The organism is Actinotalea sp. C106 (assembly GCF_023630195.1).
GTDB lineage: Bacteria > Actinomycetota > Actinomycetes > Actinomycetales > Cellulomonadaceae > Actinotalea.
In genome coordinates this window covers 1-11,323 of the sequence record NZ_JALPKN010000090.1, presented here as the reverse complement: position 1 = coordinate 11,323, position 11,323 = coordinate 1, and the positions used below count along the sequence as shown (strand labels likewise).

At 72.3% G+C, this 11,323-nt stretch carries 11 protein-coding genes and 1 pseudogene; 5 read left to right on the top strand and 7 right to left on the bottom strand.

What is annotated here, in order from left to right:
• Positions 1 to 240, top strand: a pseudogene (locus L0B03_RS08165) (hypothetical protein); the annotation flags it as partial.
• Between the two features lie 4 nt (positions 241 to 244).
• Entirely contained in the window at positions 245 to 709 is a 465-nt protein-coding gene (locus tag L0B03_RS08160) for a hypothetical protein (protein ID WP_250445319.1), read from the top strand.
• Positions 710 to 722: 13 nt separating this feature from the next.
• Here the strand turns inward: L0B03_RS08160 and hisN are convergent, their stop codons facing one another.
• From hisN to L0B03_RS08140, 4 genes are read right to left on the bottom strand one after another with little or no spacing between them, the layout of a single operon-like run.
• Positions 723 to 1,526: a histidinol-phosphatase gene (hisN, locus tag L0B03_RS08155; protein ID WP_250445318.1), complete on the bottom strand. Its 804-nt coding sequence runs from the start codon at positions 1,524 to 1,526 to the stop codon at positions 723 to 725.
• A 42-nt stretch (positions 1,527 to 1,568) separates the two neighbouring features.
• On the bottom strand, positions 1,569 to 2,615 hold the full coding sequence (gene rsgA / locus L0B03_RS08150) for a ribosome small subunit-dependent GTPase A (RefSeq protein WP_250445317.1): 1,047 nt from the start codon (positions 2,613 to 2,615) through the stop codon (positions 1,569 to 1,571).
• Entirely contained in the window at positions 2,612 to 3,934 is a 1,323-nt protein-coding gene (gene aroA, locus L0B03_RS08145) for a 3-phosphoshikimate 1-carboxyvinyltransferase (RefSeq protein WP_250445316.1), read from the bottom strand. The genes rsgA and aroA overlap by 4 nt, the downstream gene beginning before the upstream one ends.
• A 43-nt stretch (positions 3,935 to 3,977) precedes the next feature.
• Complete coding sequence (locus L0B03_RS08140) at positions 3,978 to 4,517, bottom strand: DoxX family protein (protein ID WP_250445315.1); 540 nt, start codon at positions 4,515 to 4,517, stop codon at positions 3,978 to 3,980.
• A 127-nt stretch (positions 4,518 to 4,644) separates the two neighbouring features.
• On the opposite strand from L0B03_RS08140, the gene L0B03_RS08135 reads away from it, so the two are divergent.
• A complete protein-coding gene (locus tag L0B03_RS08135) occupies positions 4,645 to 5,364 on the top strand; it encodes a sigma-70 family RNA polymerase sigma factor (protein ID WP_374204915.1) in 720 nt (239 codons plus the stop codon).
• On the top strand, positions 5,361 to 5,651 hold the full coding sequence (gene rsrA / locus L0B03_RS08130; protein ID WP_250445313.1) for a mycothiol system anti-sigma-R factor: 291 nt from the start codon (positions 5,361 to 5,363) through the stop codon (positions 5,649 to 5,651). Before L0B03_RS08135 ends, rsrA begins: the two co-directional genes overlap by 4 nt.
• 122 nt (positions 5,652 to 5,773) lie before the next feature.
• Here the strand turns inward: rsrA and L0B03_RS19705 are convergent, their stop codons facing one another.
• Complete coding sequence (locus tag L0B03_RS19705) at positions 5,774 to 5,848, bottom strand: 50S ribosomal protein bL37 (RefSeq protein WP_156968370.1); 75 nt, start codon at positions 5,846 to 5,848, stop codon at positions 5,774 to 5,776.
• A 117-nt stretch (positions 5,849 to 5,965) separates the two neighbouring features.
• On the opposite strand from L0B03_RS19705, the gene L0B03_RS08125 reads away from it, so the two are divergent.
• Positions 5,966 to 7,054 carry a PilT/PilU family type 4a pilus ATPase gene (locus L0B03_RS08125; RefSeq protein ID WP_250445312.1) on the top strand — a complete coding sequence of 363 codons (1,089 nt, stop codon included), beginning with the start codon at positions 5,966 to 5,968 and terminating at the stop codon, positions 7,052 to 7,054.
• Between the two features lie 40 nt (positions 7,055 to 7,094).
• Here L0B03_RS08125 and L0B03_RS08120 read toward each other — a convergent pair whose 3' ends face one another.
• On the bottom strand, positions 7,095 to 7,703 hold the full coding sequence (locus L0B03_RS08120; RefSeq protein ID WP_250445311.1) for a GDSL-type esterase/lipase family protein: 609 nt from the start codon (positions 7,701 to 7,703) through the stop codon (positions 7,095 to 7,097).
• Positions 7,704 to 7,822: 119 nt separating this feature from the next.
• On the bottom strand, positions 7,823 to 11,323 hold a 3,501-nt coding region (locus L0B03_RS08115; RefSeq protein WP_250445310.1), incomplete at its 5' end, for a multifunctional oxoglutarate decarboxylase/oxoglutarate dehydrogenase thiamine pyrophosphate-binding subunit/dihydrolipoyllysine-residue succinyltransferase subunit.

Below are 11,323 nucleotides of genomic sequence, written 5' to 3'. Positions count from 1 at the left end.
AACCGGTTGCGCGCCTCCGCCAGCGGCCCCCAGCCGGCCGAGGCGGTGCGCGGCGCCCTGCGGCGGTATGCCGGGGTCGCCGAGGCGCATCTCGTCCCGGAGGACACCGTGGTCTGCGACGGGGCCCTGCTCGCCGCGCAGACCCTCGTCGAGCACGCCCCGGCCTCGCCGGTGCGACGAGCGATGGCCGACCTCGCCCGCGTGGTGCTCGCCCGGCACACCCCCGCCGGGGCACACTGATCACGTGCGCATCTACCTGCCCTCGACCGTGACCGAGCTGCGCGCCGCGACGCTCGCGCCCCGGCTGGCCCACGCGGTGACCCCGGCCCTGCGGGCCGCCCTGCCCGACGAGGACGACGAAGGCCTCGAGTACGCCGCCCAGCTCCTCGCCGCCGACGACAGCCTCGACCTGCTCGCCGAGGACACGGCCGCACCGCGCCGCCGCCTGGTCGTCGCGGCAGACGTCCCCGAGTCCGATGTCGAGCCCGTGCCGGCGGGCGAGGAGCACGCCCCGAGCCTCGTCCGGCTGACGGCCGCCGTGGCCTGGGAGGCCGTGGCCTGCGCCCACGTCGACGAGGCGGCGGCCGGGCCCGAGGTCGAGGCCGCGCTCGCGGAGGACGAGGCAGCGATCGACACGCTCGCCGAGCGTGACCTGCTCTGGTACGACGTGAGCGAGTTGGCCGGCCTCGCAGGGCCGTCCCCGCGGTAGCCGGTCGGCGCTGCTAGGCCTCGCCGAAGGGGTCGATCAGCGCAAGGACCTGGTCGTGCAGACGCCCGTTGGTCACCAGTGCCGAACCGCTGAAGGGGCCCGGCACCCCCGTGATCGAGGTGAACCGGCCTCCGGCCTCGGTGACGACGGGCACCAGGGCGGCCATGTCGTGCAGGGCGAGCTCGGGCTCGGCAGCGATGTCCACGGCCCCCTCGGCGACGAGCATGTAGGACCAGAAGTCCCCGTACCCGCGGGTCCGCCACACGCTGCGCGTGAGGTCGAGGAAGCCCTCGAGCCGTCCGTCCTCCTCCCATCCGCTCAGGCTCGAGTAGGACAGCGAGGCGTCCTCGAGCCTGCTCACCTGCGAGACCTGCAGGCGCGTCGCGGCGGCCAACGAGCGGCCCGACCACGCGCCGGAGCCCGAGGCTGCCCACCAGCGTCGCCCGAGGGCAGGGGCGCTCACCACACCCAGGACCGGCTGCCCCTCGTCGATCAGGGCGATGAGGGTGGCCCACACCGGGACCCCGCGCACGAAGTTCTTGGTCCCGTCGATCGGGTCGACCACCCACTGACGAGGGCCGTGCCCCGTGTCGGGCAGCTCCTCACCCAGCACCGCGTCCCGCGGCCGGGTCCGGCCGAGCTGCGATCGCACGATCTCCTCGGCCTTGCGGTCGGCGTCGGTGACGGGCGTCGTGTCGGGCTTGGTGTCGACGTGCAGGTCCTGCGCCCGGAAGCGGGACATGGTCATCGAGTCGACCTGATCGGCGATGACGTGGGCGAGCCGTAGGTCGTCGTCGTAGCCGGAGCGCAAGGACATGCCTGCACCGTATCGTCCGGGCCCCGCGTGCGACGGCGCCGCTCAGGGGGTGTCGGCGCCGTTCCGGGCGGTCAGGAGGCGTCTCATCGAGTCCACCCGGGCCTCACGGGCCGCCGTCGTCGTCGGGTCCTCACCCTGCAGGACCCACGCGTCCAAGGCGCAGTCCGGCGCGTCAGCAGCGTGGGTGCACCCGCGGGGGCACTCGCGATCGGCCACCTCGGCAAGGTCCCCGAAGGCGGCGAGCAGGCTGTCGACCTGGACGTGGGCCAGCCCGAAGGACCTCACCCCGGGGGTGTCGATCACCCAGCCGTCGTGCGCGGGCAGCCGGAGGGCCACCGCCGAGGAGGAGGTGTGCCGTCCCCGGCCCGTCACGAGGTTGACGACCCCCGTCGCGCGCTCGGCCCGCGGGACCAGGGCGTTGACCAGGGTCGACTTCCCGACCCCGGAGTGGCCCACCAGCACCGAGGTACGGCCGACCAGGTGGGAGCGCACCTCGTCGAGACCGAGCACCTCGCCCACTCCCTCGGCCCGCGAGGTCACGACCACCTCGACGCCGATCGGCTGGTACATCGCCACGAGCTCGGCCGGGTCGGCGAGGTCGGCCTTGGTCAGGCACAGCAGAGCCGACATGCCGGCGTCGTAGGCCGCCACCACGCAGCGGTCGATCATGCGGGTGCGGGGCTCGGGGTCGGCCAGGGCTGTGACGATCACGAGCTGGTCAGCGTTCGCGACGATCACCCGCTCGACCGGGTCGGTGTCGTCAGCCGTGCGTCGGAGCAGGGTCCGGCGCTCGGTCAGCCGCACGATCCGGGCGAGGGACCCGGGCCGTCCGGTCGTGTCGCCGACCACCTCCACGCGGTCCCCGCAGACCAGTCGCTCGCGCCCCAGCTCGCGGGCCTTCATGGCGACGATCACCTGCTCCTGCGGTGTCTCGGGGAGCACGAGCAGGGTGTAGCGCCCTCGGTCGACCTGCGTGATCAGGGCGGGCTGGGCCTCGGCGTGCTCGGGGCGCTGCTTGGTCCGGGGCCGCGAGCCACGGGGGTTCGGTCGGCTCCGGACGTCGCTCTCGTCGTACCGTCGTCCGGTCATCGCGGTCCGGAGGTCGTGCCGCCCAGCATCGCGGTCCACATCCCGACGAAGTCCGGGAGCGTCTTGGCGGTCGTGCCGACGTCGGCGACCTCGACGCCCGGGACCTTGAGGCCGATGAGGGCCGCCGCGGTGGCCATCCGGTGGTCGTGGTAGGTCTCGATGCGGGCACCGTGCAGCGGTCGGGGCGTGATGACCAGCCCGTCGGAGGTCTGCTCGGCCTGCCCGCCGACACGGGTGATCTCGGTCGCGAGGGCAGCCAGCCGGTCCGTCTCGTGACCGCGGATGTGCGCGATGCCGCGCAGCCTCGTCGGGGAGTCGGCCAGGACGGCCAGGGCCGCGATGGTCGGTGCGACCTCACCCGCCTCGTGGAGGTCGACGTCGATGCCTCGGACCTCGCCGGTGCCGGTCATGGTGAGCACCCCGTCCGCGAGGCGCGCCGTCCCGCCCATCGCGGTGAGGAGCTCGGGCAGCAGGCCGCCGGGCTGGGTGGTGCGGGTCGGCCAGCCCGGGACGCTGACCGAGCCGCCCAGCACGAGCGCTGCGCACAGGAAGGGGGCGGCGTTGGAGAGGTCGGGCTCGACCCGCACCTCGCGGGCCGCGATCGGTCCCGGGGTCACCTGCCAGATGTAGGGGCGGCTGTCGTCGACCTCCACGCCTGCCGCGCGCAGCACCGCGACGGTCATCTCGATGTGCGGCACGCTCGGCAGGGTCGGGCCCGTGTGCCGCAGCAGCAGCCCCTGGTCGAATCGCGCCCCCGCCAGCAGCAGCCCGGAGACGAACTGCGAGGAGACGCTCGCGTCGACGTCGACGTGCCCGCCTCGCACCCTGCTCGGGCCGGTCACCGTGAAGGGCAGCGTGCCGCGGCCGCCGTCGTCGACGCGAGCACCGAGGGCCCGGACGGCGTCCAGCACCGGCCCCATGGGCCTGACCCGCGCGGTGGGACCACCGTCGAAGTGCACGGACCTCCGGGTCAGGGCCGCGACGGCGGGCAGGAAGCGCATGACGGTGCCGGCCAGGCCGCAGTCGACCTCGACGGGGCCCTCGCCGCGGGGGAGGTCGGCGTCGGCCGGCATCGGCTCGACGGCCCACTCGCTGCCGTCCTGGACCACGCCGGCGCCGAGGCTCTCGAGGGCCCGGGCCATGTGCAGCGTGTCCCGCGAGGAGAGGGCCCCACGCAGCAGACCTGGGCCCTCGGCGAGGGCCGCGAGGACCAGGTAGCGGTTGGTCAGGGACTTCGAGCCGGGGACCTCGACCACCGCGTCGAGCGGTGCGCTCCCCGTCGGGGCCGGCCAGGGGGAGTCGAGGTGGTTCGCCGTCATGCCACGAGGCTACCGAGGCGGCGCCGGGCGACGCGGCGCGCGCTCAGGAGATGGCCTTGCGGGCGTCCTTCACGGTGGAGGCGACGGCCTTGCGGGCGTCGTGGGCCGCGTGGTCGACCCGGGCGTGCTGGACGCGCCAGGTGAGACCGGGCCGGCCTTCGGTGTCGATCGCGGCGATCAGCGCGCCGCCGACCATGGACAGGTTCCGCACGAACCGCTCACGAAGGACCCGACGCTGCAGGTTCTCACCGGGCCCGTCGCCATGGCCCGCCTTGGGCGAGGTGAAGGGCTGGTTGACCGCGGCGGCGGGCAGGGTCAGCACCGCCAGGGTCAGGGCGGCGAATCGGGGCGCCTTGCCCAGGGCGAGCATGGCGCCCGCGAGGGTCATCGCCGCGCCGTGCGCCCGGACGAAGGTCCGCAGGCGCGCCGTCGGGGGAGAGGGGGGCAGGTCCGTGCGCTTCTCGAGCCGCTGCCAGGCAGCCTCGGTACGGTCGACGTGGGCCTGCGGGCGGCGCACCGCGTCGAGGCCCTCGGCGACGAACACCGCCGCGAACAGTGGGCGGGCGATCCGACGGACGAGCATCGGTGAACTCCTTGTGTCGCGGGTCACGGCGGTCTTCACCGCACGCTAACGCCTCCGTGCCCCGCGGGCACCCCGGCGCGGAGGAGAGGTCGGGAATGTCTGCCCGGTCCCGGTGCGTTCTTCTCTCATGACTTCGCTCGTCGTGACCTCGCACAGTCCTGCGCGGTGGCCGTTGGTCGGCTACCCCGACCTCGCCGCCGAGGGACGGCTAGGCTCACCCCTGATGAGCTCCGAGACCCACCGGGCCCCCGACGCGGAGGACGACGCCGCACGCACGGCCCGGTTCGAGAACGAGGCACTGGTCTACGTCGACCAGCTGTACTCGGCCGCCCTGCGGATGACGCGCAACCCCACGGACGCCGAGGACCTCGTCCAGGAGACCTTCGCCAAGGCGTTCGCCGCCTTCCACCAGTACCGGCCCGGCACCAACCTCAAGGCATGGCTCTACCGGATCCTGACGAACACCTTCATCAACACGTACCGCAAGAAGCAGCGCGAGCCCCTCCAGTCGGGGGCCGAGGACGTCGAGGACTGGCAGATCGCGCGCGCGGCCTCGCACACCTCGACCGGGTTGCGCTCGGCCGAGACCGAGGCCCTGGACAACCTGCCGGACAGCGACGTCAAGGAGGCCCTCCAGGCCATCGGCGAGGACTTCCGCCTCGCCGTCTACCTCGCCGACGTCGAGGGGTTCGCCTACAAGGAGATCGCCGAGATCATGGGCACACCGATCGGCACCGTGATGTCCCGGCTGCACCGCGGCAGGCGCCAGCTGCGCGAGCTGCTCACGGACTACGCCCGCGACCGGGGCATGGTCCCGAGCACCTCGGCCGAGGGGAGCTCGTCATGAGCCAGGGCGAGCAGCGCCCACCCGAGGGTGGGCACGGTCCGGTGGACTGCTCCGAGGCGCTGTCGCGGCTCTTCGACTTCCTCGACGCCGAGATCGACGAGCTCGATGGCGACCGGATCCGTCAGCACCTCGCCGACTGCGAGCCGTGCTTGAGCGAGTACGACGTCGAGGACCACCTCAAGAAGCTCGTGCGCCGGTCCTGCCACGAGGCGGCACCGGCCGAGCTCCACCTGCGGATCCGGCAGCAGCTCACCGTCCTGCAGATCCAGGTCGACGAACGCGGCTGACCTGCGGGAACGGAGCTGTCATCCGTGGTGATCGCGCCGTCGTGGATCCGAGCGGGACGTCCTCGGACATGACAGGAGCGGCGGACCCCGAGGGATCCACCGCTCCGGCCCGACGCCGTCTCTCAGGCGTTGGGACGCTTGCCGTGGTTGGCGGCGCTGCCCTTGCGGGAGCGACGCTTGCGACCGCGCTTGCTCATGGGTGACTCCTTCAGACAGACCGATCGGCCGATCAGCAGCACCCATGGTCCCACACCGACGGTGCGGGTTCGTCCTCGAGGCTCAAGTCCGCACCCCTGGCGCCCGATCATCACAGGGTGAGCGACGCACCCCAGTCCGTGATCCCCCTCCTGCACGCCCTCGCCAGCAGCGGCGGCTCGGACCTGCACTGCAAGGTCGGCTCGGCCCCGCGCCTGCGGGTCGACGGGAGGTTGCGGCGGTTGCAGGTCCCCGACCTGGGGCCCGAGGACACCCTCCACATGGTCGAGCAGGTGCTGCCCGCCCCGCTGGCCGAGGAGTTCGAGCGGACGCACGAGGCGGACTTCGCGTACTCGTTGAGCGGTGTCGGGCGGTTCCGCGTGAACGCCTACCAGGCCCGGGGGACCCAGGGTCTGGTCTTCCGTCGGGTCGCTGTCGGCGCGACCTCCCTCGAGGAGCTCGGGCTTCCCGAGGTCGTCGGTCAGCTCGCCCTCGAGCCGCGCGGGCTCGTGCTGGTCACGGGCCCCACCGGCTCGGGGAAGACCACGACCCTCGCGTCGATGGTCGACCTGGTCAACACCTACCGCGAGGTGAACATCGTCACCATCGAGGACCCCATCGAGATCCTGCACCACGACAAGAAGGCCATCGTCTCCCAGCGCGAGGTGCGCCACGACACCGCCGACTTCACGGTCGCGCTGCGTGCGGCCATGCGTCAGGACCCCGACGTGATCCTGGTCGGGGAGATGCGTGACATCGAGACGGTCCGCGCGGCCCTCTCGGCGGCCGAGACCGGCCACCTGGTGATGTCGACCCTGCACACCATCGACGCGCAGGAGACGATCAACCGCATCGTCGACTTCTTCCCGCCGCACGAGCAGAAGCAGGTCCGCAGCGCCCTCGCCCAGGCCCTGCGCGGCGTGGTGTCCCAGCGACTGGTCCGCAAGGCGGACGGCTCGGGGCGGGCCGCGGTCATCGAGGTGCTGGTGAACACCGGGCGCACCGCCGAGGCGATCGTCGACCCGTACAACGCCCCGCCGCTGCGGGACCTCATCGCCGAGGGCGAGTACTACAAGATGCAGACCTTCGACCAGCACCTGTTCACGCTGATCGGGGACGGGGTCGTCACGTACGAGGAGGCCTGCACCGTGGCGAGCAACCCGCAGGACCTCACCGTCGAGCTGCGCGCCGCGGGGATCATGCACTGACACGCGACGTCGTCCCCCGTGCCCGGAGGCGAGCAGAGCGTCAGGCGGCGTCCTCGGGCAGACCGAGGGCGTGGTGCCAGCCGCTGTGCAGGACCAGCCAGGCCATGAGGCCGTAGCCCGCCTGTCCGGGGGTGCTCCCGTCCCCGGCGGCGAGGTCCGCGAGCCACTGCTCGTGCTGGGCCAGGGGTGCGCAGGTCTCGACGTAGGGCACCCGCCGCCGCCGGGTGACGTCGGCGAAGGCCGCAGAGAGCTCGGCCTGACGCTCGGGGTCCTCGTGCGCGGTGGGGGGTGGGCCGACGACGAAGGTCGACAGGCGACGCTGGTCGGCGACGTCGAGGATGTTGGCGAGGTTGAGCCGGCTCCGCGCCAGGGAGATCCCGGCCGCCAGGTCTGCCCGTCCCAGGGCCACCACGAGGTGGTTGCCGCCCTCGGGCGGGGTCGGGCCCAGCCGCAGCGCGGTCTCGGACTCCCAGCGTGAGCTCAGGGCGGTGGTCGTCTCCCCGGGCACCGCGAGGGTCATGATGAGGGGGAGGGGGTCGGCGGGGGTCCGCGCGGCGACGCGGCCGACCCAGCCGAGGCCCTTGGGGTCGCCCGTCCCTGCCACGAGCTCGTCGCCGATCACGCAGATGCGCAGCGCGCGGTCACCCACCAGTCCTCCTCGGTCGTCCGGTGGGGACAGTCTCGCCGACCGGGGGGCCGCAGGGCCCTCCGACGCGCGGGTCGAGGTCGACCGACGGATCGCTGCGGCACTCGCCGACGTGCGAGGACTCAGCGGGCGAAGGCCTCCTCGACGATGCTCTTCTGCTCGGCCGCGTGGATCTTGCTCGAGCCTGCGGCAGGAGAGGCGGAGGCCGTCCGCGAGACGCGACGGAGCTCGCGCCCGAGGGCCTCGGGCAGGTGGTGCGCCACGAAGGTCCAGCCCCCCTGGTTGGCGGGCTCCTCCTGGACCCAGACGAGCTCGGCCTCGCCGTGCGGCGCGAGGGCCCGTGCGAGGTCGTCGGCCTCGAGCGGGTAGAGCTGCTCGACGCGCACGATCGCCGTCCGGTCGTCGCCCACCTTGGTGCGGTGTGCCAGGAGGTCGTAGTAGACCTTGCCCGAGCACAGGAGCACGCGATCGGCCGAGGCAGGGTCGGGCAGGTACGGGTCGGACAAGACCGGCTCGAAGGTGCCCGAGGTGAACTCCTCGACCGGCGAGGCGGCGGCCTTGAGCCGCAGCATCGACTTCGGGGTCGCGACCACCAACGGGCGACGCGGGCGGTCGTAGGCCTGTCGACGCAGCAGGTGGAAGTACGAGGCGGGGGTGCTCGGCGCCGCGACGGTCATGTTCTCCTCGGCGCAGAGCTGCAGGAAGCGCTCGATCCGGGCCGAGGAGTGGTCCGGGCCCTGCCCCTCGAAGCCGTGCGGGAGCAGGAGGACCACCGAGGAGCGCTGGCCCCACTTCTGCTCGGCCGAGGAGACGAACTCGTCGATGATCGTCTGCGCACCGTTGACGAAGTCGCCGAACTGGGCCTCCCAGAGCACCAGGGCGTCGGGGCGCTCGACCGAGTAGCCGTACTCGAAGCCCATCGCGGCGAACTCCGAGAGGGAGGAGTCGTAGACCCAGAACTTGGCCTGGTCGCTCGAGAGGTAGAGCAGCGGGGTCCACTCGGACCCGGACTCGCGGTCGTGGAGCACCGCGTGGCGCTGGACGAAGGTTCCGCGACGCGAGTCCTGGCCGGCGAGGCGCACCGGGGTGCCCTCGAGCAGCAGGGAGCCGAAGGCCAGGAGCTCGCCGAAGCCCCAGTCGATGCCCCCTTCGCGGGACATCTGCTCGCGCTTGGTGAGCAGCTGGCCGAGCTTGGGGTGCACGGTGAACCCCGACGGCGGGCGGACGTGCGCCCGTCCGATGCGGTGCAGCACCTCCGGGTCGACCGCGGTCCTCCAGCCGACCATGATCCCGGCGTCCTCGAGCTGGGACTCAGGCTTCTCGAGCCCGGCGATCGGCTCGCTCGAGGGAGGCGGGGTGTAGCCGCCGTCGCGCGTCTCGGTGAAGACGTGCTCGAGCCTGCTCTGGTAGTCCTGCAGCACCTGCGAGGCCTCGTCGACGGTGATGTCGCCACGGCTCACGAGGGCCTCGGTGTAGAGCTTGCGTGCCGAGCGCTTGCCCTCGATGAGGTTGTACATCAGCGGCTGGGTCATCGAGGGGTCGTCCCCCTCGTTGTGGCCCCGGCGCCGGTAGCAGATCACGTCGATGATGACGTCGCGGTCGAACTGCTCGCGGTACTCGAAGGCGAGCTCGGCGACCCGGACGCAGGCCTCGGGGTCGTCGCCGTTGACGTGGAAGATCGGCACCTGGAGCCCCTTGGCCACGTCGGTGCAGTAGTGCGTCGAGCGGGACGAGGAGGGCCCGGTCGTGAAGCCCACCTGGTTGTTGACGATGACGTGGACCGTGCCGCCGGTGCGGTAACCACGGAGCTGGGCGAGGTTGAGCGTCTCGACGACGACCCCCTGGCCCGCGAAGGCCGCATCCCCGTGGATGAGGATCGGCAGCACCGAGAAGCCGTCCCCGCCCAGGTCGATCCGGTCCTGCTTGGCGCGGACGATGCCCTCGAGCACGGGGTCGACGGCCTCGAGGTGCGAGGGGTTGGCCGCGAGGTAGACGGCCGTGGTCGCCCCGGACTCGGCGGTGAAGGTCCCCTCGGTGCCGAGGTGGTACTTCACGTCGCCCGAGCCCTGCACGCTCCGGGGGTCCTGGTTGCCCTCGAACTCGGCGAAGATCTGCGCGTAGCTCTTGCCTGCCAGGTTGGCGAGCACGTTGAGCCGACCGCGGTGCGACATGCCGATGCAGACCTCGTCGAGCCCGCCCTCGGCGGCCTTGGACAGGACGGCGTCGAGCAGGGGGATCAGGGACTCGCCCCCCTCGAGGGAGAAGCGCTTCTGCCCGACGAACTTCGTCTGCAGGAAGGTCTCGAAGGCCTCGGCTGCGTTGAGCCGGCGCAGGATCCGGAGCTGGTCCTCGCGTGGCGTCCTGGCGTACCCCGACTCGAGCCGCTCCTGGAGCCACCGGCGCTGGCGCGGGTCCTGCAGGTGCATGTACTCGAAGCCGATGGTCCGGCAGTAGGAGTCCCGGAGCAGTCCGAGGATCTCGCGCAGCTTCGCCTTGGGCTTGCCCGTGAACCCGGCCGTCGGGAAGACGCGGTCGAGGTCCCAGAGCGTCAGGCCGTGGTTCTGGATGTCGAGGTCGGGGTGGGTCCGCTGCCGGTAGGCCAGCGGGTCCGTCTCGGCCATGAGGTGGCCACGCGACCGGTAGGAGTGGATCAGCTCGGCGATCCGGGCGGGCTTGGCCTGCTCGGTGTCGGCGTCGACGGTGTTGTCCCGGACCCAGCGCACGGGCTCGTAGGGGATCCGCATCGCCGTGAACGCGCGGTCGTAGAACCCGCCGTCGCCGAGGAGCTTCGCGCTCACCAGCCGCAGGAAGTCCCCGGACTGCGCTCCCTGGATGATCCGGTGGTCGTAGGTCGAGGTGAGGGTCAAGACCTTGGAGATGCCGAGGCGGGCCAGCTGCTCGTCGGAGGCGCCCTGGAACTCGGCGGGGTAGTCCATCGCACCGACCCCGACGATCGTCCCCTGGCCTGCCATGAGCCGAGGCACCGAGTGGACGGTGCCGATCGTGCCCGGGTTCGTCAGGGTGATCGTCGTGCCGGCGAAGTCGTCGGCGGTCAGCTTGCTGTTCCGCGCACGACGGACGACGTCCTCGTAGGCGGCGACGAACTGACCGAAGTCCATCGTGTCGGCGCTCTTGATGCTCGGCACGAGCAGCTGGCGTGAGCCGTCGGGCTTGGCCAGGTCGATCGCCAGGCCGAAGTTGACCGCACCGGGCTGGACCACGGCCGGCTTGCCGTCCTGCAGGGTGTAGCCGGCGTTCATGGCCGGGATCTCGGCCAGGGCCTCCACGACGGCGTAGCCGATGAGGTGGGTGAACGACACCTTGCCGCCGCGGGTGCGCGCCAGGTGGTTGTTCATCACGATGCGGTTGTCGACCATGAGCTTGGCCGGGACCGCGCGCACGGAGGTCGCCGTGGGGACCTCGAGGCTCGCCTCCATGTTGGTCACTACGCGGGCAGCAGGGCCGCGCAGCCGCTGCACGGCCGGCTCGGGACGATCCTCCGTCTCCAGGATCGCCTGGGGGATCTCGGCGTACGGCGCGGTCGCGGGCTGGGCCGCAGCCACGGGCGGGGCGACCGAGGTGTCAGGGTCGCGCGGGGTGCGCGGGGTGGCCTGCTCGGGGGA